Source organism: Corynebacterium sp. HMSC055G02, assembly GCF_001809065.1.
In the GTDB taxonomy this organism is placed as follows: Bacteria; Actinomycetota; Actinomycetes; order Mycobacteriales; family Mycobacteriaceae; genus Corynebacterium; species Corynebacterium jeikeium_D.
The window spans coordinates 58,123-82,138 of the sequence record NZ_KV795672.1 but is presented as its reverse complement, the minus strand read 5'-3'; the positions used below and the strand labels follow the sequence as shown (position 1 = coordinate 82,138).

The following is a 24,016-nucleotide window of genomic DNA, read 5'->3' as shown; positions in this document are numbered from 1 at the left end:
CCACCGCCAGCACCGAAGTGGGCGGGGCGCTAGTATTCGTCGTCAAGCGATTGAATGATGATGACGTCAAGGGCATCGAGAACAGGATGGCCTTCCCACACGTCGCGGGGCAGAAGCTCTTCGACGCGCCGGGCGTAGGCGGCGGCACCGTCGGAATCACCCGCGTCGAGACGGTATCGAACCCCCGCCAGCAGCGCGCGGGCGGCTTCCTCGCCATCGCCGGACTGCAGGTAGCCCTTCGCGGCGGCTTCCACATGGTTGATGGCCAAAGTGTCGCGGCCAGCGGAGTAGAAGACGTAGGCGGCATCGTCGTGCCAGTCGGCGAGTGACCAGTCGTCGGAGATGAGCTTCTGAGAACGCAGCAGAAGGTCCTCAGCCTCGTTGAGCGTGTGGTCAATGACGGCGGAAGCGTCCTCGGAGACGATCTCGGCGGTGAATTCGGAGCCCTCTTCGGAAATGACCAGGTCAATGACATGAATGATGGAACGTGCAGCCTGGCGGTAGGCCTTGGCAGCGCCCTTGGTATCGCCGTTGCGTTCAAGGTGCTCGCCGTGTTCGATGAGCAGCTTTGCCGCCTGGCGGGGATTATTGCCGAGACCCGCGGCTGCGGAGGCAATAGAAAAAGCCGCGTCGGTGCGTTCTTCATCGGCGGTAAATGCTGACCAGTGCGCAACTGGTTCGGCAAAGCGCAGCGCCTCGTCAACCTCGTCGGCGTCGAGGAGACTGCGGGCCAGAACGAGCTGGATATCCATGGTGATGGGGTTGACCGGAATGCCTTCGGCGCTGGCGAGCGCGCGGCGGGCAATTGCGGCGGATTCCGCGAAATCGCCGTGGGCGTTGAGAAGCGCACAGAGCAGACGCACGCTGCGAAGCACCGCGACCGTGAGTCCTGCATCGAGACCAGCCTGCACGATTGGGCGTAGCTGGCGGATTGCCTCCGCTTCCTCACCAGCTTCCAGAGAGAGGAAAGCCAGGAATTGGCGAGCTTCAATCGTCGTGGTGACGGGTTCCGACTGAGGGGCTGCCGCGACGCTGGCTGCGATGCGGGCGGCCCTGCGCAGCTCACCACGGCTGTGCGCGAGCTGCGCCTCCAATAGCTTGCGGTCATCAAAACTGCTTCGCTTTGGTGCCCAGCGTGCGGACCATTCAGAGAGTTGACCGGCGATTTCCGCCCGGCGCGCCAGCGATGCTGCGGCACCAGCAACAGCCGCGCTGACCAGGTAGTAATAGGCCTCCCCGGGCTGTGGAGTGGTGGCGACGATGTCCTTAGTAAGCCTGATCAGCTCGGGGATTTCGGAGTCCTCGGGGCGCCGGCCGGTGATGGCATCACCTGGGTTGGCGTCGATGAAGGCCTCTGCCTCGGCGAATGCTCCGTAGGAGCGTGCGTGCAAGATCGCGGGGCGGATGTTGGCCTCAGTTGCCCAGCGCAGCCACTCGGCGCGTGCAGCAGCGGCTTCTTCTACTAATTCCAGTTGGTCGGCGACTGCGTGCCTGAGTGCGTGGAATTCGCCAACGACATCGGGGGAGTTGGTAGGCGCGTCGGCTAACCAGTGCGTGTGGGCGAACTTGGTGACAGCGCGCCAACTGGTGACGTGGTCGAGCGTGGCACCGGCCCTGCGGGAAATAACCAGCAGCTCCGGAAGTGAGTCCGGTAATGCCTTTAGCGGATTGGGCAGGGGAGGAAAGTCCAGGGGTTCGGACGAGTTCTCCGTTGCTGATGCGTTTTCTGAATTCCCTGACGCGTAGTCGGCCGCGATGCCGGTATCCCAATCGCCAACTTGAATTCCAGACTCAGAGTTTTCTTCTTCCCACCAGACCATTGGACTATCTTCGCCCGTGGCATCGGGAAGATGCAAAAACTGCTTTGTTTTTCAGACCTGTGCAGTCGGGTGCGCTGTTAAGCCGGGTTTGAAAAGCTACGCATTAGTCCACGAACTTCATCGCGCACCGGGTGATCCGGGCCGACTAGGTCGCCGATGCGAACCGCGAACCGGCGGGCGCGTTCCTCATTGTTATCACTAGCAGCAGCACGCACCGCGATGGTCAGTGTGCGGGCGGCGTCGGCAGGGGCGTGGGCTTCTAAGAAAAGCTCGGCAGCTTCGTCGGCGTACTTGTACACGCCGTCGTTGTCCCACACAGACCAGCACAACAGCGCCTGTGCTTCATGCCACTTGGCCGATTCCCAGGACCCAACCACGTAGCCACGTGAGCGTTCCATCAGGTGGTCAGTCAGTTCACTTGTAGCGCCCACGTTACTGAGTGATAGTGCGGCATCCATCAGAGTTTCCGCAGGCGAAATCGGGGACGAGTATCCGGCACGAATATCGGCCAGTGCGTCGAAGAGTACTGCGGCATGCTCAGTATTGCCCTCTTGGACTGCCGATTCCGCCGCAATGGCACAGGAAAAATCAGTACGTGCGGAATCCTGGGTAGGCTCAGACCACTTTGCAACCGACTCCGCTTCCTGGCCGGCATGGTGGAAATCTCCGAGCTCGTACAGTGCCGTTGCCTTCAGCAGCGCGATTTCCATGGTGACTTCACAGTTGGGGTAGTCTGCCGACACATCCTGGGCGCGCTGAGTTAGCTTCAGCATCTCCCCGGCATCGGGCTTGTTGTGTGCCACCTCGAAGTTGATGTCTGCCATCTCACGAACCGCGAGAATATAGTCAGTGTCCAGTCTGTGCTGGTCCGCGACTGCCACGTTGTTTGACAGCATTCGGAACGCGGTATCGCTATTACCTGTCTCTATCGAGTACCGTGCCAAATTCTGCCTCAGCTCAAGGCCCGCGATTACGGAGCGGTTACCGATTGCATTGAGCTGTGAGGCGCAAAGTCGCGCTGCGTCGACGACTTTCCCGGCTCGGTGCAGCAGTGATGCCTCCGTCAGAGTCTTCGCCAGCGCAATCGACTCAAACTTATCCTCATTTGGCAGTGCACGAATCATCTCGTGCAGCTCCCGTGCCAAGTCCTCGCGGTTGACCTTTCGCAGGGCGCTTGCAATCCGAATCAGCGCGTCAGTCAGTGCCGCCCGCTTCTTCCACTGGCGTGGGCTAAACGGCTCCTCCGCTTCTTCGCTTGCCGACGATTCCTGCGGCCGCGGCCCATCCGCATCCGTGGTCACCGCGCTGTGACTGCTGGTTGGGGCATCCAGATCGTCGGCAAGCACGAGTGCCCGGTACGAGGTGATCTCCCTGCTCATGCGTGCGATGAGTGGGATTTCGGTCTCTGCGGCAGCAGAGGTGGGGCCATCGGCGATAAAGGTGGTGTAGCGGCGGGCTTCATCCGCCGCTAGCCGTGCCCGGGCGCGCCAGTACTCCGGGACGTTGTCGTTATCGGATGCCCATACCATCCAGTTCAGGGCGGCATCGTGCGCAGCCGTCATCATGCCGAGCGATTCGGTGACCTCGCGGACTATGCGGTAAAACGCGCCGACGTGTTCGGTAACGCCGTGGGCTTCCGGGTCAGAAAAGAGCTGTGGGTTGTAGAAATGATGCGCGAAAACTGATTCCAGTTGGCGCGTGGCCAGGGAATTGTCGGCTGCGGTCGCGTCTGCATAGGCTGCGACGAGCTCCGGCAAATCCGGGCTGTTTCCTTCCTGGTTCAACAGCTGACCTTTCTACGACTGGTTACTACTTTCCTTAACACTGTAATGGGTCACTGTGGCGGAGCTAACTTGCGCCACAGTATGAGGGGTTAAATGGGGCAATCGGTATGAACCTAACGTGAGAAAGATATGCTTAGTTCATACTCAAGGGTGCCTTTAAGGGCGAATAGTAGCGAAAACCGTGGATAAAGTCTTTGGCTTTGACCCAGATTTTCAATACTTTGTTGTCATTTCTTTGTCACTCTGAAGTGCTCACGTATGAATCCATCGTGCGAATAGGCGGTTACTAATTAATTATGTTGTCCACTATTGATCTTCGCGGTCAGACTCCCACCACCGCCACTCTGCGTCGAGTGTTGCCGCGTGGTGCGGCAGACGTTGATTCGATGATTCCCACGGTCAAGCCCGTTGTCGATGACGTGGCAGTCCGTGGTGTGGAAGCGGCGATGGAGTACTCCGAGAAGTTTGACCGTATTCGTCCGGCATCCATGCGCGTTCCAGCGGAGGTTATCGATGCCGCGGAAGCTGCGCTGGAAGACGATGTCCGCTCTGCTCTGCAGGAGTCCATCGGGCGCGTGCGCGCGTTCCACGCTGCTCAGAAGCCGAATGATAAGACTGTTGAAATTCTGCCCGGCGGCATTGTCCGCGAGAAGTGGATTCCGGTTTCGCGCGTCGGTCTTTACGTCCCCGGGGGCAACGCCGTCTACCCGTCGTCCGTATTGATGAACGTCATCCCAGCTCAGGAAGCTGGTGTGGAGTCCCTCGTCGTCGCCTCTCCGCCGCAGGCCGACAACGACGGCTGGCCGCACCCGACCATCCTGGCTGCCTGCAAGCTGCTTGGCGTGACCGAGGTGTGGGCCGTCGGTGGTGCACAGGCCGTCGCACTGCTCGCATACGGCGATGAAAACGAGAGCCTCGAGCCGGTCGACATGGTCACCGGTCCGGGCAACATCTTCGTTACCGCCGCCAAACGCCTGTGCCGCTCGGTCGTCGGTATCGACGCCGAAGCTGGCCCGACCGAAATTGCCATTCTCGCAGATAACACCGCTGATCCTGTCTCCGTCGCCTACGACCTGATTTCCCAGGCTGAGCACGACGTCATGGCCGCCAGCGTGCTTATCACCGACGACGCCGATTTCGCCGCCACCGTCGACCGCGAGGTCGAAAACCGCTACGAGGTCACCATGAACGCCGACCGCGTTCGCGAGGCGCTCACCGGCGATCAGTCTGGCATCGTGCTTGTCGACGACATGAATATCGGCATCCAGGTTGCAGACGCCTACGCCGCTGAGCACCTGGAGATCCACACCGAAAACGCGCAGGCCGATGCCGAACGCATTACCAATGCCGGCGCAATCTTCATCGGTCGCTTCTCGCCGGTGCCACTGGGCGATTACTCGGCCGGCTCTAACCACGTGTTGCCGACCTCCGGCACCGCCCGCCACGCCTCGGGCCTGTCAACGCACACCTTCCTCAAGTCGGTCCACATGATTGACTACAACGAGGCCGCGTTGAAGGAAGTTGCCGACAGCGTAGTAGTCCTGGCCAACGAAGAACGACTGCCAGCGCACGGCGAGGCCATCCGTGCCCGCTTTGAGACGCTTCTCGGCTCTGAGGACAATGGCGCAGAAAAGGGGAACAACTAATGAGCAACCAGCCTGAGAATCAGCCACAGCCGTCGGTAGCCAAGTTGGCGCTGGCAGATTTGCCACTGCGCGACGAACTGCGCGGCGAGGAAGCCTACGGTGCCCCGCAGCTCGACGTCGATGTTCGCCTGAACACCAACGAAAACCCGTACCCGCCATCCGATGACCTCATCGCCGACCTGGTGGCGCAAGTGGAGAAGGTCGCCTCTGACCTCAACCGCTACCCGGACCGTGACGCAGTAGCACTGCGCAGCGCACTCGCCGATTATGTCACCCGCCAGACCGGCGTGGACATCACCGTCGACCAGGTATGGGCCGCCAACGGCTCCAATGAGATTCTCCAGCAGCTGCTGCAGGCATTTGGCGGGCCGGGGCGCAGCGCAATGGGCTTTGTGCCCAGCTACTCGATGCACCCGATCCTCTCGTCCGGCACGCAGACGGAGTTCATCGGCATCGCCCGCGACCCGGAGACCTTCGACATCGACATGGATAGTGCGCTCGTGGCCATTGCCGAGCACCGTCCTGACGTCATCTTCATCACGACTCCGAACAACCCGACTGGCAATCTGACCACGCTCGCTGACCTGCGCCGCATTATTGAAGCCGCGCCGGGCATCGTCATTGTCGATGAGGCCTACGCCGAGTTCACTGAGGAGCCGTCGGCGACAACGCTGCTGGCTGAGTTCCCGTCGAAGCTGGTTGTCTCCCGTACGATGAGCAAGGCTTTCGACTTCGCCGGAGGCCGCCTCGGCTACTTCGTTGCTAACCCGGCATTTATTGATGCTGTGATGCTCGTACGTCTGCCATACCACCTGTCGACGTTGACGCAGGCCGCTGCCACGGTTGCACTTCGCCACTCGGATGCGACGCTGTCGACCGTCGCAAAGCTTGCCGACGAGCGTGATCGCGTCGTAGCCGCCCTGAACAGCTATGGCTACGACGTGATTGACTCGTACTCGAACTTCGTCTTCTTTGGGCGCTTCGCCGATGCCGCCACGGCATGGCAGAGCTTCTTGGACGAGGGAGTACTCATCCGCGATGTTGGCGTGCCCGGTCGTCTCCGTGCCACTATTGGTCTGCCCAGCGAAAATGATGCGCTGCTGGCGGCGGCCAAGAAATTGGCAGCGACCGCGCTGGCTTAAGCGAAATGCTGCCGGTACATCCCACTACAAGGAGAGATCTGACTTATGCACTTCAGTGATAAGGACCATCTGGAGGCAGAGCGCACTGAGCGCGTTGGCCGTGTCGAGCGCGCCACCCGCGAATCGAGCATCGTCTGCTCGGTGAATCTCGATGGCACCGGCAAGACCGATATTTCGACCGGTCTGCCGTTCTTCGACCACATGTTGACCGCTTTCGGCTCCCACGGCAGCTTCGACCTGACTGTGCACGCCAACGGCGACACCGAGGTCGATGCGCACCACACGGTGGAGGATACCGGCATTGTGATGGGGCAGGCCTTCGCCCAGGCGTTGGGGGACAAGTCTGGTATTCGTCGCTTTGGTGACTGCTATATCCCGATGGATGAAACGCTGGCACACGCAGTGGTTGATGTGTCTGGTCGCCCGTACTTCGTTGGCACTGGCGAACCAGAGCAGATGTTGACTGCCGTCATTGGTGGTCACTACGCAACGGTTATCAACGAGCATTTCTTTGAGTCCTTCGCCCTAAATGCCCGTATTGCGCTGCATGTTCGCTGTCTCTACGGGCGCGATCCGCACCACATCACCGAGGCTGAGTACAAGGCTGTGGCCCGTGCCCTGCGTGCTGCCGTCGAGGACGACCCGCGCGTCCACGGTGTGCCGTCGACCAAGGGCACTCTGTAGGTCGCAGCTGAAGTAGACGGCCACTGTAGGAAACCGGAAAATCCGCCTTAGCTGGCATTTTAGGGGAATCGATGGTAACAACGTCTGTAGACGTGCTTTTAGCGCAGGTGTCTACCGCATCGACGCTGAGCACTTATTTTTTGTTCATTGTCGCTGGTCTGCTGGTGGGCGGAACATGGTCACTCTATAAATCCGGATCGAGGGTCGGAACAATTGTCCTTGGTCTCTTATCTGTGATCGCGCTCGCCGGCGCAATTTTGTGGTTGATAGGAGTGATGGAGTAAATGGCGTCCCGGGTGATGGACCGCAGGCAGTTGGACGAACTGGACAGCATGTGGAAAGCGCCCGGACTAGTACCTACGCTAGTCGCCGTGATGGCCGCCTTCGGTGGCTGGTCACTCCTCATGCCTGTCATTCCGCAGGCAATTCTTGACGATGGCGGTGGAACCTCGCTCGCCGGTGCCTACACCGGTGTTTTTATGGCCGCTACCGTTCTCACACAGACGCAGACTCCACGTATGTGTCGCCGTCTTGGCTACGGCATGACCATGCTGATTTCAGGTCTGTTTCTGGGCTTGCCGACGATTCTGCACATCTTTGGCACCGATGCTGCTTTGGTGCTCATCATTGCGGTTCTCCGCGGTATGGGCTTCGGTGCGTTGACTGTCGCCGAGTCCGCATTGATTGCCGAGCTAGTGCCAATGAAATTTCTGGGTAAGGCCTCTGGCGTTCTCGGTGTGGCAGTTGGTTTATCTGAGCTCATTTTCTTGCCACTAGGACTAATCATTGCGGACAAGACGGGTTCTTACACCCCTGTTTATGTCTTGGGCGCCGTCATCTCGCTTGTCGGTTCGTTGATGGCACTCTTTATCCCGAAGATTAAGCCAGCGCCGAAGGAGGGCAAGGGCGGCAAGGAAGACGTCGGCGATCCTGTGCCCGGATCTGCAGCAACTCAGCCGAGCCCCGTTGAGCACGTTGCCACATGGAAGCTGGTGGCCATTCCCGCGCTCGCAATTTGCACGATTGCGATGGGCTTTGGTGGTATTTCCGCATTCCTTGCCCCGGCAGCTCGCGAAATCGATCTGGTCTCCGGTGCGGTTGTGGCTGGCCTGTCGCTGTCTGTTCTCGGTGGCGCGCAGATGGTGTTCCGTTATTTCGCAGGAATCTACGCCGACCGGAAGTCGGAGGCTGGAATTCTGCTGATTCCGGCATTGATCAGTGGTTTTATTGGTCTGCTGATGATGTCCGGCGTGGTTCTCTTTGATTTGTCGGCCTGGCTGCTGCTGGTTGCGGCCGTTTTCTACGGCGCGGGCTTCGGCATAGTGCAAAATGAGGCTCTGCTGCTGATGTTTGCCCGCCTGCCGCGTGACCGTACTGCTGAGGCCAGTGCCTTCTGGAACATGTCCTTTGACTCGGGCACTGGTATCGGCTCGTTCGTTCTGGGAGCCGTAGCCGCGGCTGCACTCCGTCCGTACCCGGCTGTCTTTGCCTTTGCGGCAGCTCTGCTGGCAGTTGGCCTCATTGGTGCGGTGCTCGACCGAATCATCGGAAAGCACCGCGTGGCGGAGTACCAGAACACCCGCGCTACGCTGCGTCGTCTGGGGGATGCCGTGAAGCGTCGTACGCCGGAGGCCGCTGTGCGTGTTGCCCGCCCGGCAAAGAATGCAGTGACGCGTTTGACGGTTCGGGACCGCAAGAAGAAGTAACTACATACAAAGAGACGTTTGAAAAAGAGTGGCTGCGCAAGTTCTTGCGCAGCCACTCTTTTGGTTATTAGATGCAACCCCCGGTGTGGGGTCAGCCGTGCCTGTTTATGCGACGGCGACGTCCATCTCGGTGAAGAGAGCCCGCAGGCGGGTTTCGATATCGTCGATAAGCGACTGCAGCTCATCGTCTGTGAGACTGTCCGGATCTGCGACATCCCATTCCACGTAGCGGTCGCCGGGGACTGCTGGTGTCTCGTCGATGCCCATGAGCACGACAACATCGGCGCGGTGGGAAACGCGGGGAGTAATCGCCTTTTGGGTGAGGCGTGAGGTGTCCACGCCACGGTCGTGAAGAGCCGCGACGACGCGAGGGTTCAGGCCATCCTCTGGATTGAGGCCGATAGTGCGGATAAAGACTTCGTCACCAACCAGGTGGTAGGCCAGGGCAGTGGCAATCTGGCTACGGCCGGAACCGCGACTATCGGCAAAGAGAATCTCTTGGCGCGGGGCGAAGTCCTTGCATCCGCTCGCGGCCTTGATGCGTTCGGTGGCCTCGCGTTCGGCGAGGACGGGGAGGAAGTTAGTCACCTTCGCAGAGTTGGACAGCTCTGCAATGACATCGTCGAGGATGGAATCGATGGTCGCAGCATCGCAGGCTGCACCGTAGAGCCGGTGAAGGTCCTCGCGGACAATGGCAAATGATTTACTAAGAACGGATGCGGTAGTCATGGCGTCGGAGCCTCTCTGTGAAAAAGTAATCAGGGGTATTAGGGATAAATCAATAACTTAGTTAACCTGTTGTTAACCTGGAGTTTACCAAAGTATTCGGTAGTTGTATACCAGTGCTTCTGCCTATCCAGGCAGTTTTCTTGGGGTAAGTGGCAAACATCGATTCCCAGCGCCTTAAAATGTCCAACTATGGAACAAGTCTCACCTTCGACGAAGACCCCGACCGTTGCCATCCTTGATTACGGCTCCGGTAATTTGCGTTCAGCTGAGCGCGCTGTGGCCACCACGGGTGCCGAGGTTATTGTGACCGCCGATCCGAAGACCGTGATGGAGGCCGATGGTCTGCTCGTTCCCGGCGTCGGCGCCTATGCCGCATGCATGGAGGGTTTGCATCGAGTACAAGGGCCGCGCCTGATCGGCTCTCGACTCGCAGGTGGTCGACCAGTGATGGGAATCTGCGTCGGTATGCAGGTGCTCTTTGACCGCGGCGTCGAGTACGCCGACGGCATCCACGCAGCGGAGACCGACGCATCCGCAGCTGTCACCGGCACCCCGGGTTGTGGTGAATGGCCCGGTACTGTCGAGCGTCTCGAGGCGTCGATTCTGCCGCACATGGGCTGGAACACGGTTGAAGTACCGGAAGGCTCAAAGATGTTTAAGGGACTGGAAGATCAGCGTTTTTACTTCGTCCACTCCTACGGTGTGCGCAAGTGGGACCTTAATACGGATTCTCGCATCGCTCCGCCGCTGGTGACGTGGTCTGCCCACGAATCCGATCGGTTTATCGCAGCCGTGGAAAACGGTCCGCTGTGGGCCACGCAGTTCCACCCTGAGAAGTCTGGTGAAGCAGGGTTGAAGCTGCTGCAGAACTGGGTGGACACGCTGTAGTTGCCCAATCGGTAGTATCTGCCCTAACCGCACTACCTGGTAGGTGGCGGAATTTCGCCACCTAGACCACCTATACTGAGATAACTAGCAACAAGCGTCGTGGTGACTATGGCCACAACGCCCAAAGTCGAAGAGAGTAGAGCCCCCATGAGTTTGACCCTGCTGCCCGCTGTAGACGTAGCCGATGGCCAGGCTGTGCGCCTTGTTCAGGGTGCTGCTGGAACCGAGACTTCCTACGGTGCACCGCTGGAAGCTGCCATGAATTGGCAGAACGCAGGCGCTGAGTGGATCCACCTGGTCGACCTCGACGCCGCGTTTGGTCGCGGTTCGAACTACGACCTGCTTGCCGACGTTGTGGGCAAGCTCGACGTGAAGGTAGAGCTCTCCGGCGGTATCCGTGACAACGCTTCGCTCGAAGCTGCGCTGGCCACCGGCTGCGCCCGTGTCAATATTGGCACCGCCGCACTGGAGAATCCGGAGTGGTGCCGCGAGGTTATCGCCAACTACGGCGACCGTGTAGCCATTGGTCTGGATGTTCTTAACGAAGAGGGGCAGTGGCGCTTGCGCGGCCGCGGCTGGGTCTCCGACGGCGGTGACCTCTGGGAGGTGCTGGAGCGCCTGGATGCTCAGGGTGCATCCCGTTTCGTGGTGACTGACGTCTCCAAGGACGGCACCCTGCAGGGGCCGAATGTGGAACTGCTGCGCGAGGTCGCTGCTGCTACCGATGCTCCAATCGTCGCTTCCGGCGGTGTCAGCAGCCTGGACGACATTGCAGCTATTGCCACACTGGTCGATGAGGGCGTTGACTCCGCAATTGTGGGTAAGGCGCTCTACGCAGGGCGTTTCACCCTGGAAGAGGCCCTGGCAGTAGCTCGCGGCTAAAAAGAACACTTTCGTGGCCGGACCGGGGAGACGTCGTCAAGCGAAAGCGTTAACGAGCAAACGGCACCCCGGCTGAGACGGCGGATGAAGGACTTAGAAAAGTATGGATGCCCTGGAACCGCGGGCGATGCTCGCTATTGCTGAAGCGGCGCTCGATGAGGTTGAAGGCCTGTTCACGCAGCAGGTGGGCGCGGACCCGGTTGTCATGAAGCCGCGCGGAGATTTCGCGACGGAGACTGACCTGGAAATTGAGCGTCGTCTGCGCAAGCTCCTCACGCAGTATTCTGGGCTGCCCGTCTACGGCGAGGAATTCGGTGGCAAAGTCCCCGAGGAACATACCGCCTGGGTCATCGATCCGATTGACGGCACCACGAACTATTCCAACGGCTTTCCGCTGTGTGCCATGCTGCTCACACTCATGCATGAGGGGGAGCCGGTGGTTGGTATTACCTCCATGCCTCTGCTACGCCGGCGTATTACCGCAGCTAAAGGTAGCGGCACGTTCGTCAACGGCCGTCGCGTCAACATCGACGCCGAGGCCGGCCGCCCGGTTTCGATTGCCTTCGGGTCCGTCATCGCGAGTACCGACGGCACACTCCCGCGCAAGTGGCGCCAACTGCTGCTGTCAAAGGTGGGCGAACGCTATCCGACGATCCGAATTACTGGCTCTGTCGGAGTGGACTTGGGTTCCACCGCGATGGGGGCATTCGGCGGCACCGTGACTTTCTCACCGCATGTGTGGGATAACGCAGCTGGTGTACTTCAGATTTCCGAAGCTGGTGGCGTGGTCACAGACTTGGCGGGCAATCCTTGGCGGCATGATTCCGTAGGCGTGCTGGCGGGAACTCGCGATGTTCATGCCACGCTGCGGTCGATTATTGACCAACTGGGTCGTCCGGAGACTTTCCGGAGCTAAACCGTGGGCGACGTCCCGAGCTGGGTGGTTGCGCAAACCGTCGAGCCACAACTTTGAGCTAACACGAGGAGAACTTAAAAACTATGTCTCTGGCAGTACGCGTGATTCCTTGCCTGGATGTCAACAATGGGCGGGTCGTCAAGGGGGTTAACTTTGAGAATCTCCGTGATGCCGGCGATCCGGTGGAGCTGGCTCGCCGCTATGGCGAGGAGGGCGCTGATGAGCTGACCTTCCTGGATGTCACGGCTTCCAAGGATGGCCGTGGCACCATGCTCGACGTGGTGCGTCGCACCGCAAGTGAGGTCTTCATTCCGCTGACGGTCGGCGGTGGTGTGCGCAGCGTCGAGGATGTCGACCAACTGCTTCGCGCCGGAGCCGACAAGGTCAGTGTCAATACCGCTGCGATTGCACGTCCGGAACTGCTCAGCGAGCTGTCGCGCCGCTTCGGTGCGCAGTGTGTCGTCCTGTCGGTGGATGCCCGCCGCGTTCCCGAGGGAGGCACGCCGCAGCCGTCGGGCTTCGAGGTGACGACGCACGGTGGTTCACGCTCGGCCGGGATTGACGCCGTCGAGTGGGCACGCCGTGGCGAGGAGCTCGGGGTCGGCGAGATTCTGCTGAACTCCATGGATGGCGACGGCACCAAGGATGGCTTCGACCTGGAGCTGCTGGAGAGAGTCCGCGCTGCCGTCGACGTCCCGGTGATCGCCTCTGGCGGTGCGGGCAAGGCAGAGCACTTCCCCCCGGCAGTGCGCGCCGGTGCCAACGCGGTTTTGGCCGCATCCATTTTCCACTTCGGCGAGGTCAGCATTGCTGAGGTTAAGGAAGAGATGGCCCGCGAGGGGATCGAGGTGCGCCAGTGACTGGTCTAGCCCCGGGCGCTGCAGCTCACGGCGCCGGAGACGATCCGCGTGAGTACACGCTCCCAGCAGATATCGCGAACATCGCCAAGTTCAACGCTGACGGCTTGATTCCGGCCATTGTGCAGGAAGAATCCACTGGTCGCGTGCTCATGATGGCATGGATGGATTCCCACGCGCTGGCGTACACCATCGCTACCAAGCGCGGCACTTACTGGTCGCGCTCCCGGTCCGAGTACTGGATTAAGGGGCTTACTAGTGGCCATTTCCAGACCGTGACATCGCTGGCGTTGGACTGTGATGGCGATACCGTGCTGATGCAGGTAGTGCAGGACGGCGCGGCATGCCACACTGGCTCGCATAGCTGCTTTGACGTGCATCCCGTGTTCGAGGGCTAATCAGTCGATCCGGGTTGCCGAGGTGGGGATTTCGTCGTCAAGCGCGCCCACCTCCGGTGAAGTCCGGGGTTAAGTGATGTGCAATCCGGGGTGCGTGGCACAATAGCGGCTATGACTCGTATCACCATGACCACGCGTGAGCGCTTTCGTGAACTGGCTGCACACCATCGGGTCGTGCCCGTGGTTCGCAAGGTTTTGGCGGACGGCGAAACGGCGCTGTCGGCCTACCGTAAGCTCGCGGCCGATCGTCCCGGCACTTTCTTGCTGGAGTCCTCCGATGTGGGGCAGTCGTGGTCGCGCTGGTCATTTATCGGTTGCGGCAGTCGTGCTGCGCTGACGGTGGATGATGCGGGGGAGGCAACCTGGATTGGCAATGCGCCGTCGGGTGCGCCAGAGGGCGGAAATCCGTTGGATGCTCTGCGTCGCACGCTGGAGCTGCTGCACACGGAGCTTCCGCTTGCCGACGATGCCTCGGTACCCAAGCTCACCTCTGGTCTCGTTGGCTACTTCGGGCATGACATTGTCCGCTACATCGAGCCACAGCTGCCGGATACCACTGACAATGATTTGCAGATTCCTGAGCTCATGCAGTTGCTGGTGGAGGACCTGGCTGCTTTTGACCACCACGAGGGCGTGCTGTGGCTGATTTCTAATGCAGTGAACTGGGACGGCTCGGATGAGCGGATTGACCAGGCGTATGACACCGCCTGTGATCGGGTCAATGCGATGGTGGAGCGGCTGTCGGGGTCCTCTGATCTGCGTCCGGCGGAAATTAGCTTCCCAGAGCCGGTGATTCGTCGCCAGCGCGCCGCCGACGACCACATGGATCGTATTGAGCGTTGCAAGGACCACATCCGAGCTGGTGATGCGTTCCAGATTGTGCTCTCGCAGCGGTTCGAGATGGACACGCAGGCGTCAGCATTTGATATCTACCGCATCCTGCGGGTTTCCAATCCGTCGCCCTACATGTTCCTGGTCAACGTTCCAACCAAGGACTTCTCCGCTACCGCTTTTCAAATTGTCGGTTCCTCCCCGGAATCACTCGTGGCAGTTCAGGGCAGTGAGGTCATCACCAATCCCATCGCGGGCACACGTCCGCGCGGTGCCACGGTGGAGCAGGACAATGCGCTGGAAGCTGATTTGCTGGCAGACGAGAAGGAAAATAGTGAGCATCTGATGCTCGTTGATCTTGGCCGCAATGACCTCGGACGTGTCTGCCGCCCGGGCAGTGTAGTTGTGCACGACTTCCGTCATATTGAGCGCTACAGTCACGTTATGCATCTGGTCTCTACGGTCACCGGCGAGCTTTCCAGCGACGCCACTGCCGTCGACGCGTTCGCGGCCACCTTCCCAGCGGGAACGCTGTCGGGTGCGCCGAAGCCTTCCGCGCTGAGCATTATCGACAAGTTCGAAGACACGCGTCGGGGTGTTTACGGCGGCACTGTTGGATACTTTGACTTCCGGGGCAATACCGATCAGGCAATTGCCATCCGCACAGGTGTGAAGAAGGGCGATACGGTCTATGTTCAGGCTGGCGGCGGAATTGTCAGTGACTCTGACCCGGTGGCAGAGGATGAGGAGACCCGCAACAAGGCCGCGGCCGTGCTGCGAGCTGTCGCGGCAGCTGAGACACTAGTCCCAGCGGAAAGGAGCTAGGTTTTCGATGAAGTCGACAACGATGCTCTCCGGTGGCCTCATTGGTGTGGCCGCAGCGGGAATGTGGTTGTGCAGCCGTAGTGCGTGGCTGACGGTCGATACTGTTGATGACAAGTCCGGTCCGGCGACCACTGATTTGGTGGGCGCTGTCTGGGCTCCAGAGTTGACGTCGATTGCGCTGGCAATGGTGGCTGCACTGTTTGCCACCACCATTTTGGGCGCACTCGGCCGCCGTATCGTCGGTGGTCTCGCGGCGCTGCTCGCAGTTGCGGCGTCGTGGACTCCGATGACTCTGCTTGCCAGCGGAGAAGACGGGGTGGATTCCCAGCGGGCACTGGATTTGTTGACGTCGGGAAGCGCCTCACAGCGCGCCAGTGATGCGGTGACTGTGGCAGACTGGGCGCAGATCTCAGCGATTGAAGTGCATGCGATGGGGCCATCCCTGGCCTTGCTGTGCTGCGCATTGGCGCTGGTCGGGGCGGTATTGTTGGTGCGTCGACCGGGTACTGTGAAGAAGCAGAAGTCCAGCGCGTATGAGACCCCGGAGGTACGCCGTCAGCGTATCGCCGAGGACCTGGAGGAAGACCCGCAGTCGGGTCGAGTTCTGTGGGATGCTTTGGATGCCGGTGTAGATCCTACGGATCTGGATAAGGAGTAAGGCCGTGGCTAACGTTCTGGACAAGATTATTGAGGGCGTGCGGGAAGATCTCGCTGCTCGGGAAGCCAAGATTTCCTACGGTGAAATCAAGGAGCTCTCGCTGAAGGCGCCGTCGCCGATTGATGCCGTGGCGGCACTGGCTAAGCCCGGGGTGCAGGTGATTGCAGAGGTCAAGCGTGCCTCTCCGTCGAAGGGAGAGCTGGCTGACATCCCTTCGCCGGAGGTCTTGGCGGCAGAGTACGAGCAGGGTGGCGCGGCTGTCATTTCCTGTCTGACTGAGGAGCGCCGCTTCCGCGGTTCGCTCGCCGACCTCGATGCCGTGCGCCGCGCGGTCAACATTCCAGTGCTGCGCAAGGATTTCATCGTCACTCCGTACCAGGTCCATGAGGCCCGCGCACACGGTGCCGACCTGGTGCTGCTGATGTGCTCCGCTTTGGATCAGCCGACGCTGGAATCCCTGCTGGATCGCACCGAGTCGCTTGGCATGAACGCTCTGGTTGAGGCGCACACCGCCGAAGAGGTCGAGCGTGCCGAGGCCGCTGGTGCCAAGATCCTCGGCATCAACGCCCGCAATCTAAAGACCCTCGACGTGGATCTCTCCGTGTACGAACGCCTTGCGCCGATGTTGCCGGATCATGTTGTGAAGGTGGCAGAGTCCGGTGTCAAGGGGCCGGAGGAACTGCGCTACTACGCCTCCCACGGCGCCGACGCGGTACTGGTGGGCGAGGGCCTGGTTACCGCGGGCAAGCCGGGTGAGGCTTGCCGACGTCTCGTTGCCGCCGGTGTCCACCCGACACTCCGCAGCGAGTAGTGATAGACCGCAGTTGCGATAAGCAGCTGTACCGCGCTGCGAACTGCGCCTCTTTGGGTTGCCAGCCACACCTGTTGTGTTGGCACGCCACAGTTTCTTAGGCCTTATGTCCCCGCAACGGGTGGGGATAGTCCACAATAGATAACTGTGAGTGACCAAGATTTCAAGAATCATGATGCCCGCGGTGACCGCCTGCCCACGATGGGTGAGGTAATCGCGGAGCCAACGAACCACGAGTCAGATGCCATTGGGCACTGGGGTAAGTGGGGCGGCCAGTTTGTGCCGGAGGCGCTGATGGCCGTTATCGGTGAGGTCACCGATGGCTACGCGAAGGCCCGCGTTGATCAGGATTTTCTCGATGAGCTTGACCGGCTGCAGCGTACTTATGTCGGACGTCCCTCGCCGCTGTACTATGCGGAGAAGTTTTCCGCTGATATCGGCGCTGACGTCTGGCTTAAGCGCGAGGATTTGAATCACACCGGTAGCCACAAGATTAATAACGTCTTGGGTCAGGTTCTGCTTGCTAAGCGCATGGGTAAGAAGAACATTATTGCCGAGACCGGTGCCGGCCAGCACGGTGTCGCAACCGCGACTGCCTGTGCGCTGCTCGGCCTTAACTGCCGTATCTACATGGGCAAGGTCGACGCAATCCGCCAGCGCCTCAATATCGCCCGCATGCGCCTGCTTGGTGCCGAGGTTATCGAGGTCGAGATTGGCTCGAAGACTCTCAAGGACGCAATCAATGAGGCCATGCGTTTTTGGGTTTCACACGCCGATGACACCTACTACTGCTTCGGCACTGCAGCCGGCCCGCACCCGTTCCCAACAATGGTGCGCGACTTCCAGCGCATCATCAGCGCCGAGGCACGCCAGCAGATCCTTGCGGAAACCGGCTCGCTTCCCGACGCTGTCGTGGCCTGTGTCGGCGGCGGTTCTAATGCGATCGGCGCGTTCCACCACTTCATCGATGATGAATCGGTTCGACTGATTGGCGCTGAAGCTGGCGGTGACGGTGTTGAGACCGGTCGCCATGCAGCACCGATTTCGGCCGCCGGTAATCCGGGTGTGTTCCAGGGCTCCTTCGCCGCCCTGATGCAGAACGAGGACGGTCAGATTACGGAGTCCCACTCGATTTCCGCGGGTCTGGATTACCCGGGCGTGGGCCCGGAGCACTCGTACCTGGCCGATATTGATCGCGCGTCCTACCTGCCGGTGACCGATACCCAGGCGATGCAGGCATTCCAGGACCTGACTCGGATGGAGGGCATCCTGCCCGCTATCGAGTCCGCACACGCGGTGGCTGCCGCCCGACTCATCAGCGATGATCTGAATGAAGAGCTGGGCCGTAAGCCGCTGATTATTGTCAATGTTTCCGGTCGCGGTGACAAGGATGTCGACACCGCTGCTAAGTGGTTTGATCTGATGGAGGAGTCCTAAATGAGTCTGAGTGACGTCTTTGACAAGGTCCGTGAGGAAAACCGCGCAGCATTCATCGGCTACTACCCAGCGGGTTTCCCGACCACCGATAAGTCGATTGAGAACATCAAGGCGATTGTCGACGCTGGCGCCGACATCATCGAGGTCGGCCTGCCTTTCTCCGACCCGATGATGGATGGCCCAACCATTCAGGATGCTGCCAACGTGGCTCTGGATGCGGGCTTCCGCACCCGTGAGATTATGTGCGTGGTTCGCGAAGTCACCGAGTACGGCGGTACCTGTGTGGTCATGAGCTACTGGAATCCGATTCTCCAGTATGGTCCGGAGCGTTTCGCCAAGGACTTGGCCGCCGCTGGTGGTCGTGGCACCATCATCCCGGATCTTATCCCCGAGGAGGCCGGCCAATGGCAGCGTGCGGCAGAGGCCAATGGTCTATCCAACATCATGCTGGTGGCCCCGTCATCGACCAATGAGCGTCTGCAGCTAACTGCCACCGCGTCGACCGGCTTCGTTTACGCCACCAGCCACATGGGTGTCACAGGTGCCCAGGCCAGCGTCGACTCGGCCGCCGGCAAGTTGGTTGCCCGCACTCGCGAGGTCACCGATACACCGGTGTGCGTCGGTTTGGGTGTCTCCAATGGGGAACAGGCCGCGGAGATTGCCGAGTTTGCAGATGGCGTAATCGTTGGCTCGGCACTGATCAAGGCCGCGATGAAGAGCACCGATGACCTGGTAACGCTCGCCCGCGAACTCGCCGCGGGCGTACGAGGAGAGAGCTAGCGCATTTATGAGTTCCACCCTTGTTCTCGCTGAGACTGCAACGACGTATCTGGCCAACATTCCCTCTCCGCCGCAGGGGGTGTGGCAGTTAGGGCCGTTACCACTGCGTGGTTACGCGATTTCCATCTTGATTGGCGTACTCGTCGGCATTTACTGGATGCAGCGCCGCTACGCGGCCAGGGGTGGAGACCCGGAGTTGGTCCTCGACATTGCCATTGCGGTTATTCCTGCGGGCATTATCGGCGGCCGTCTCTACCACGTCGCCACCGACTGGGAGAAGTACTTTGGCCCCGGCGCCAATCCCGCCGATGCACTGAAGATCACCAATGGCGGTCTCGGTATTTGGGGAGCAGTGGCGCTGGGGGTGCTGGCCGCGTGGGCGGTCGCTAAGTGGCGGAAGGTGCCGTTTGCGCCAGTTCTTGACGCGGCCGCCCCCGCAATCATCCTTGGTCAGGCCATTGGGCGTCTGGGCAATTGGTTCAACCAGGAACTCTACGGTGGCCCAACGTCACTTCCGTGGGGTCTGGAAATTTACCAACGAGTTGATGAGTTTGGTCGGGTTACCCCTGTCACCGGAACGTCGACAGGCGAAGTGCTGGCCGTGGTGCATCCAACGTTTCTCTACGAGATGGTGTGGAACGTCCTCGCCTGTCTGGTCATTGTGTGGGCGGACCGAAAGTTCAAGATGGGCGGCGGGCGCGTCTTTGCGCTCTATGTCGCGGCCTACACTTTGGGGCGTTTCTTCATTGAACTCATGCGCGTCGATGACGCAACGCTGATATTCGGTGTGCGTATTAATAACATCACGTCGCTCGTGGTCTTTTTCTGCGCTGTCATTGCTTTGTGGATTCTGCGGGCCAAGAGCCGCGAAACCGCAGCTGAAGTCAGGGGAGAGCGCGAGGCTGCTGAAGCTCACAGTGCTTCCAACTGACGCATAGCCCGTTAAGGGACTAGGCTGGAGGCCGTGCTTAGACGAACGAAGATTGTATGTACCCTCGGTCCAGCAGTTGCTTCGCTGGAGGGGATTACCGGGCTGGTCAACGCCGGCATGGATGTTGCCCGCCTGAATTTCTCTCACGGTGAGCATGAGGACCACGCTCAGAACTACCACTGGGTGCGTGAAGCATCCGACGCTACGGGACATGCCGTCGGTATTCTCGCCGACTTGCAGGGACCAAAGATTCGCCTCGGTCGTTTTAAGGAAGGCTCGACGTATTGGGCTGACGGCGAGATTGTCCGCATCACCGTCGACGATGTCGAAGGCACGCACGACCGCGTCTCCACCACGTACAAGAATCTCGCTGACGATGCCCGTCCGGGCGATCGCCTGCTTGTCGACGATGGCAAGGTGGGCCTGGAGTGCATCGAGGTAGATGGCAACGATGTGGTGTGCCGTGTCATCGAGGGCGGTCCGGTCTCGAACAACAAGGGTGTTTCCCTGCCGGGGATGAACATCTCGGTGCCGGCTCTGTCGGAGAAGGATATCGCCGACCTGCGCTTCGCTCTGAAGCTGGGAGTCGACTTCATCGCGCTGTCCTTCGTCCGTTCGCCTTCCGACGTCGAACTGGTCCATGCGGTCATGGATGAGGTTGGCCGTCGTGTCCCGATTATCGCCAAGCTGGAGAAGCCAGAGGCAGTCGAGTCTCTCGAGGCCATCATCCTGGCTTTCGATGCCGTGATGGTCGCCCGTGGTGACCTTGGTGTTGAGGTGCCGTTGGAAGATGTTCCGCTGGTTCAGAAGCGCGCTATTCAGATTGCCCGCGAGAACGCCAAGCCGGTCATCGTCGCCACCCAGATGCTCGACTCCATGATTTCGAACTCGCGCCCGACTCGTGCGGAGGCCTCCGACGTGGCCAACGCTGTGCTCGATGGCGCAGATGCCGTGATGCTCTCGGGTGAGACCTCGGTTGGTAAGTACCCGCAGTCCACGGTTAAGACCATGGCTCGCATCGTCACCGCCGCTGAGCGCGAGGGGGAAGTTCCTGCGCTGACCCACATGCCTCGCACGAAGCGTGGTGTGATTTCCTACGCAGCTCGCGATATCGGTGAGCGCTTGAATGCCCGCGCTATGGTTGCTTTCACCACCTCGGGTGATACCGCTCGCCGTGTGGCACGCTTGCACTCTCGCCTGCCGCTGCTGGTATTCACTCCGAATCAGCAGGTTCGTTCGCAGCTTGCGCTGACGTGGGGTGCGGAGACCTTCTTGGTGCGCGAGGTTAACAGCACGGATGAGATTATGCAGGTCATCGATGAGCAGCTCTTGACCATGGAAAACTACAACGCTGGCGACACGCTGGTCGTTGTTGCTGGTACCCCTCCAGGAAATGAGGGCAATACCAATATGATTCATGTCCACGTCATTGGTGAGGACGCACGCTAGCTCTCTGGCGCGTTTGAAAAAGCCGGTAAGTCCTTTTGGGGCTTACCGGCTTTTTGTAAGAGCCTTTCGACCTGGGCTGTTGGGCTGTTCGGTGAGGATCTTTGCGCGGTGCGCGGTGGAATGCGGCCGGCAAACGACCCTTACTTTGCCAAGTAGGACAGCACGGCGGCAGCGGCGGCAGAAGTTGCGGAGGTAGCCGTCGGCTTGAAATCCGGGAGGAATGTCGGCATGTGGTTCGACGGTACGTCTTCGACCACGCGGTCGGCAGCAACGGCGGCTTCCCACGTATCCCGAGGTGTGGCGCCAACGGTCCAGTAGACATATGGGCAGTTCAGTCCACGCGGCAGGTCTGAGAAGTCCTCCGATGCGGTCCACGGCACAGCGTCGGTGGAATCGTCGCCGAGCACAGCGTCCATGACCGGGCGAATCGTGGCAAACGCCTCCGGATCATTGTCAGTGACTTCGCCGTGATCGGAGTACTCAATCACAGGCTCAATCTCAGTGCCGGAAGCCAGGCATTCGCCACGAACAACGCGCTCAATGCCCGCAATGAGCTTCGCGCGCACATCGTTGGAGTAGTAGCGAATGTTCAGCACAATCTTGGCCTGGCCAGGGATTGTGTTATTCGAATTGCCGGACTGCAGCGTGCCGACGGACAAAACACCAAACTCGTGGGGAGGAATCTCGCGCCCTACAATTCCTTGCAAGCGCAGAACGACTGCGGCAGCCAAGTATGTCGGGTCAATGGCGTTGTGCGGCATAGACCCATGTGCGGAGCGACCTGTCAGCGTGATGCTAATAGTGTCACAACCAGCAAGTGCCGGGCCGGGCATGGTCATTACCTGACCTGCGGGGCCGGGAACAATGTGCTGGCCGAAGCACACATCTGGGGTGGGGATGAGGTCTGCCAGGCCGTCGTCAATCATGGCCTGTGCACCGCAGGCCAGTTCCTCGGCGGGCTGGAACAGGGCAATGTAAGTACCCGACCACTCAGACTTAGTTGCTGCCATCAGGCTAGCCAGACCAAGACCGGCCGTCATGTGCATGTCATGGCCACAGGCGTGCATGACGGCGGTGGCAGAACCATCGCGGGCGGTACCGGTAGCAGAGGAAGCGAAGTCCACACCTGTTTCCTCGAACACCGGAAGCGCATCGATATCAGCGCGGAACAGCACGGTAGGGCCGGGGCCATTTTCCATGACACCAACGAGGCCGTGACCACCGATTCCCTCATGCACTGTGTAAGTGCCCATGTCGCGAAGAGCACCGGCCAGATACGCGGCAGTTTTCTCCTCCGCCTGAGATAGCTCCGGGTGCTGGTGCAGGTAGCGGTAGATTTCCCACTGCCGGTCCAATGGCACTCGATGGGCGGCGATGAGGTCGCGAATGCGGCTCAGTCGTGCTTCATTGTTGCTCACCTGGTTTAAGACTCCTAACTTCTCTCTACTCTGTGCCAGAGAACTACAGCCGCGGCCCGTCTTCAACGAGCGGGTTGTACTTCAGCGAGTTGGGCTGGCACTGGCACTCGGTCGCAATGTGGATGCTGTCCGAGATCTTTCCGGTCTCCCGTAAACGGTACATCTCCGGGACAACGCGGTCGCGCAAATCCCATGGGGAGATGGTGTTCAGATAAATCTTGGTGCCACCCTCAAAGCCGGCCAAGTTCGAGGTGCGCCACTTAATCATTACGCGCCACGGCATGCGGGCATCCAAATCGACAGGGCGGTGGTGCCATTCCTCGTTACACGGAATGGTGGGCCCGGCAGCGGCATGACATGCGTGAATCAGGTCCGACATTGCGTCTATCTCAGCCCGGGTTTGCAGCCACGGTTCGCAGACATCCGACTTCGAGAAGATCTCCAGCGTCGGGTAGCGGTGTCCGAATCCTGCGAAAGCCACCGCGTGCTCGTTTTCCGCAATAACCAGGTTGTGGCGGGCCGCATAGTCCACTGCGTATTCGTTGTAGATATTCGGGTTCTTGCGCACCGCCTGCACTTCGCGCTTGAGCTGCTCGCCGTGCTCATCGATGGCCACAAGCTGCTTGTGCAAGTGATCGAAGCTTGCGCCTGCCGGTTTCAGCCAGTTTTGGAAAGCGGCCACATAACGCACGTAGCGGTTCCGTCGGTACAGGTCAGCAATCGACTCGACGGTAAACGCAATGAGTGCGCGGTGCTCGGCAACGCTCAATGTGCCAGAAGAAGCCAGCTGGTTATCGTGGGTAGCGGCGTCGACAAAGTGGCGACGGGCAACAATCACATCGTGGCCGCCGGCGAAATAGCTTGGGGCGCGGCGCAGCAATTCCTCGTCGGAAAGCGCGTTGATTTCCTCTTCACTGCGTCCAGCGGCGCGGTATCGCGTGCGAATGATGTTGAGCACGTGCTCGCGGCCCTTCGGGTCATCGAGGTAGGCCTCCATACGTTGCTGAGTTTCGCGGTCGGGCTCGAAGCCATAGTTTTCCGACCAATAGTCATAGGAGACGATCTCGAACAGGTTGGGCACGCGGCGGAACTCCGCAGTGGTGTCGAAAAGCTGGTCGGGCAGCACTCCCGTCACCGTGCTGTAGCCGCCGAATACCGATTCGTCGAGGACAACGCGGGCCTTCTCCGGCGGGGTTTGCAGCAGGTTGTTCCAGCCAAAGGAGTCGCGGGATCCAAAATCCTCCTCGCTCAATGGCTGCGGATCCGTGTGCTTAATTCCCAACGGCCGATTGCCACGACCTGGGACTGTCCACACCTGGGTACCGGAAAAAGGATTGACTTGCTTCACCGTGCCGTCGGCAAGCGTGATGAGGGGATTGCTGAAAGCCTGCATAAGTCCAACACTACGTCTTTGCTGCCGGTCG

At 60.1% G+C, this 24,016-nt stretch carries 21 protein-coding genes; 16 read left to right on the top strand and 5 right to left on the bottom strand.

All coding sequences use genetic code 11. The features are described from left to right. Positions 1-29: 29 nt before the first annotated feature. Positions 30-1,820 (bottom strand): hypothetical protein, encoded by a 1,791-nt coding sequence (locus HMPREF2547_RS09010; protein ID WP_016422954.1) that lies wholly within the window; start codon positions 1,818-1,820, stop codon positions 30-32. A 77-nt stretch (positions 1,821-1,897) separates the two neighbouring features. Then, positions 1,898-3,604 (bottom strand): hypothetical protein, encoded by a 1,707-nt coding sequence (locus tag HMPREF2547_RS09005; RefSeq protein ID WP_016422953.1) that lies wholly within the window; start codon positions 3,602-3,604, stop codon positions 1,898-1,900. Between the two features lie 296 nt (positions 3,605-3,900). Between HMPREF2547_RS09005 and hisD the strand changes: the two genes are divergently transcribed. The 4 genes from hisD to HMPREF2547_RS08980 all read left to right on the top strand — a co-directional run bounded on the left by hisD (position 3,901) and on the right by HMPREF2547_RS08980 (position 8,782). Then, positions 3,901-5,250, top strand: a complete 1,350-nt coding sequence (gene hisD / locus HMPREF2547_RS09000) for a histidinol dehydrogenase (RefSeq protein ID WP_016422952.1) — start codon at positions 3,901-3,903, stop codon at positions 5,248-5,250. Beyond that, positions 5,250-6,392, top strand: a complete 1,143-nt coding sequence (locus HMPREF2547_RS08995; RefSeq protein WP_070605608.1) for a histidinol-phosphate transaminase — start codon at positions 5,250-5,252, stop codon at positions 6,390-6,392. Before hisD ends, HMPREF2547_RS08995 begins: the two co-directional genes overlap by 1 nt. 45 nt (positions 6,393-6,437) lie before the next feature. After that, the gene (hisB, locus tag HMPREF2547_RS08990; protein ID WP_005510321.1) at positions 6,438-7,076 is read left to right on the top strand and encodes an imidazoleglycerol-phosphate dehydratase HisB; all 639 of its coding nucleotides are present in this window, start codon (positions 6,438-6,440) and stop codon (positions 7,074-7,076) included. Positions 7,077-7,360: 284 nt separating this feature from the next. Then, positions 7,361-8,782, top strand: coding sequence for an MFS transporter (locus HMPREF2547_RS08980; RefSeq protein ID WP_016422949.1), 1,422 nt, complete (start codon positions 7,361-7,363; stop codon positions 8,780-8,782). A gap of 105 nt (positions 8,783-8,887) precedes the next feature. On the opposite strand, the gene HMPREF2547_RS08975 is transcribed toward HMPREF2547_RS08980, so the two are convergent. Next, a complete protein-coding gene (locus HMPREF2547_RS08975) occupies positions 8,888-9,511 on the bottom strand; it encodes an arsenate-mycothiol transferase ArsC (RefSeq protein WP_016422948.1) in 624 nt (207 codons plus the stop codon). A gap of 189 nt (positions 9,512-9,700) precedes the next feature. Between HMPREF2547_RS08975 and hisH the strand changes: the two genes are divergently transcribed. The 12 genes from hisH to pyk all read left to right on the top strand — a co-directional run bounded on the left by hisH (position 9,701) and on the right by pyk (position 21,174). Further along, positions 9,701-10,399: an imidazole glycerol phosphate synthase subunit HisH gene (hisH, locus tag HMPREF2547_RS08970; RefSeq protein ID WP_016422947.1), complete on the top strand. Its 699-nt coding sequence runs from the start codon at positions 9,701-9,703 to the stop codon at positions 10,397-10,399. A 147-nt stretch (positions 10,400-10,546) separates the two neighbouring features. Then, the gene (gene priA, locus HMPREF2547_RS08965; RefSeq protein ID WP_016422946.1) at positions 10,547-11,281 is read left to right on the top strand and encodes a bifunctional 1-(5-phosphoribosyl)-5-((5-phosphoribosylamino)methylideneamino)imidazole-4-carboxamide isomerase/phosphoribosylanthranilate isomerase PriA; all 735 of its coding nucleotides are present in this window, start codon (positions 10,547-10,549) and stop codon (positions 11,279-11,281) included. 103 nt (positions 11,282-11,384) lie between these two features. Then, positions 11,385-12,197 carry an inositol monophosphatase family protein gene (locus HMPREF2547_RS08960; protein ID WP_049170313.1) on the top strand — a complete coding sequence of 271 codons (813 nt, stop codon included), beginning with the start codon at positions 11,385-11,387 and terminating at the stop codon, positions 12,195-12,197. Between the two features lie 83 nt (positions 12,198-12,280). Continuing rightward, a complete protein-coding gene (hisF, locus tag HMPREF2547_RS08955) occupies positions 12,281-13,057 on the top strand; it encodes an imidazole glycerol phosphate synthase subunit HisF (protein ID WP_070429588.1) in 777 nt (258 codons plus the stop codon). Further along, positions 13,054-13,452: a phosphoribosyl-AMP cyclohydrolase gene (gene hisI / locus HMPREF2547_RS08950; protein WP_048734633.1), complete on the top strand. Its 399-nt coding sequence runs from the start codon at positions 13,054-13,056 to the stop codon at positions 13,450-13,452. The genes hisF and hisI overlap by 4 nt, the downstream gene beginning before the upstream one ends. A gap of 111 nt (positions 13,453-13,563) precedes the next feature. Further along, positions 13,564-15,108 (top strand): anthranilate synthase component I, encoded by a 1,545-nt coding sequence (locus tag HMPREF2547_RS08945; RefSeq protein WP_070566043.1) that lies wholly within the window; start codon positions 13,564-13,566, stop codon positions 15,106-15,108. 7 nt (positions 15,109-15,115) lie between these two features. Beyond that, a complete protein-coding gene (locus HMPREF2547_RS08940; protein WP_070600841.1) occupies positions 15,116-15,766 on the top strand; it encodes a TIGR02234 family membrane protein in 651 nt (216 codons plus the stop codon). Positions 15,767-15,770: 4 nt separating this feature from the next. Beyond that, complete coding sequence (trpC, locus tag HMPREF2547_RS08935; RefSeq protein ID WP_049170320.1) at positions 15,771-16,577, top strand: indole-3-glycerol phosphate synthase TrpC; 807 nt, start codon at positions 15,771-15,773, stop codon at positions 16,575-16,577. A gap of 147 nt (positions 16,578-16,724) precedes the next feature. After that, positions 16,725-18,014, top strand: a complete 1,290-nt coding sequence (trpB, locus tag HMPREF2547_RS08930; protein ID WP_083296881.1) for a tryptophan synthase subunit beta — start codon at positions 16,725-16,727, stop codon at positions 18,012-18,014. Further along, positions 18,015-18,794, top strand: a complete 780-nt coding sequence (trpA, locus tag HMPREF2547_RS08925; protein ID WP_070600842.1) for a tryptophan synthase subunit alpha — start codon at positions 18,015-18,017, stop codon at positions 18,792-18,794. 7 nt (positions 18,795-18,801) lie between these two features. After that, positions 18,802-19,725: a prolipoprotein diacylglyceryl transferase gene (gene lgt / locus HMPREF2547_RS08920; protein WP_070605606.1), complete on the top strand. Its 924-nt coding sequence runs from the start codon at positions 18,802-18,804 to the stop codon at positions 19,723-19,725. Between the two features lie 33 nt (positions 19,726-19,758). Next, positions 19,759-21,174, top strand: coding sequence for a pyruvate kinase (gene pyk, locus HMPREF2547_RS08915; RefSeq protein WP_016422938.1), 1,416 nt, complete (start codon positions 19,759-19,761; stop codon positions 21,172-21,174). Positions 21,175-21,314: 140 nt separating this feature from the next. Here the strand turns inward: pyk and HMPREF2547_RS08910 are convergent, their stop codons facing one another. Further along, the gene (locus HMPREF2547_RS08910; protein WP_070605604.1) at positions 21,315-22,592 is read right to left on the bottom strand and encodes an amidohydrolase; all 1,278 of its coding nucleotides are present in this window, start codon (positions 22,590-22,592) and stop codon (positions 21,315-21,317) included. A 43-nt stretch (positions 22,593-22,635) separates the two neighbouring features. Further along, a complete protein-coding gene (locus tag HMPREF2547_RS08905; RefSeq protein ID WP_070605602.1) occupies positions 22,636-23,985 on the bottom strand; it encodes a DUF4921 family protein in 1,350 nt (449 codons plus the stop codon). Between the last annotated feature and the right edge of the window lie 31 nt (positions 23,986-24,016).

Coding starts and splice junctions, on each gene's coding strand:
- HMPREF2547_RS09010 (WP_016422954.1), bottom strand. CDS start 1,820: ATGGTCTGGTGGGAAGAAGAAAACTCTGAGTCTGGAATTCAAGTTGGC.
- hisD (WP_016422952.1), top strand. CDS start 3,901: ATGTTGTCCACTATTGATCTTCGCGGTCAGACTCCCACCACCGCCACT.
- HMPREF2547_RS08995 (WP_070605608.1), top strand. CDS start 5,250: ATGAGCAACCAGCCTGAGAATCAGCCACAGCCGTCGGTAGCCAAGTTG.
- hisB (WP_005510321.1), top strand. CDS start 6,438: ATGCACTTCAGTGATAAGGACCATCTGGAGGCAGAGCGCACTGAGCGC.
- HMPREF2547_RS08980 (WP_016422949.1), top strand. CDS start 7,361: ATGGCGTCCCGGGTGATGGACCGCAGGCAGTTGGACGAACTGGACAGC.
- HMPREF2547_RS08975 (WP_016422948.1), bottom strand. CDS start 9,511: ATGACTACCGCATCCGTTCTTAGTAAATCATTTGCCATTGTCCGCGAG.
- hisH (WP_016422947.1), top strand. CDS start 9,701: ATGGAACAAGTCTCACCTTCGACGAAGACCCCGACCGTTGCCATCCTT.
- priA (WP_016422946.1), top strand. CDS start 10,547: ATGAGTTTGACCCTGCTGCCCGCTGTAGACGTAGCCGATGGCCAGGCT.
- HMPREF2547_RS08960 (WP_049170313.1), top strand. CDS start 11,385: ATGGATGCCCTGGAACCGCGGGCGATGCTCGCTATTGCTGAAGCGGCG.
- hisF (WP_070429588.1), top strand. CDS start 12,281: ATGTCTCTGGCAGTACGCGTGATTCCTTGCCTGGATGTCAACAATGGG.
- HMPREF2547_RS08945 (WP_070566043.1), top strand. CDS start 13,564: ATGACTCGTATCACCATGACCACGCGTGAGCGCTTTCGTGAACTGGCT.
- HMPREF2547_RS08940 (WP_070600841.1), top strand. CDS start 15,116: ATGAAGTCGACAACGATGCTCTCCGGTGGCCTCATTGGTGTGGCCGCA.
- trpA (WP_070600842.1), top strand. CDS start 18,015: ATGAGTCTGAGTGACGTCTTTGACAAGGTCCGTGAGGAAAACCGCGCA.
- lgt (WP_070605606.1), top strand. CDS start 18,802: ATGAGTTCCACCCTTGTTCTCGCTGAGACTGCAACGACGTATCTGGCC.
- HMPREF2547_RS08905 (WP_070605602.1), bottom strand. CDS start 23,985: ATGCAGGCTTTCAGCAATCCCCTCATCACGCTTGCCGACGGCACGGTG.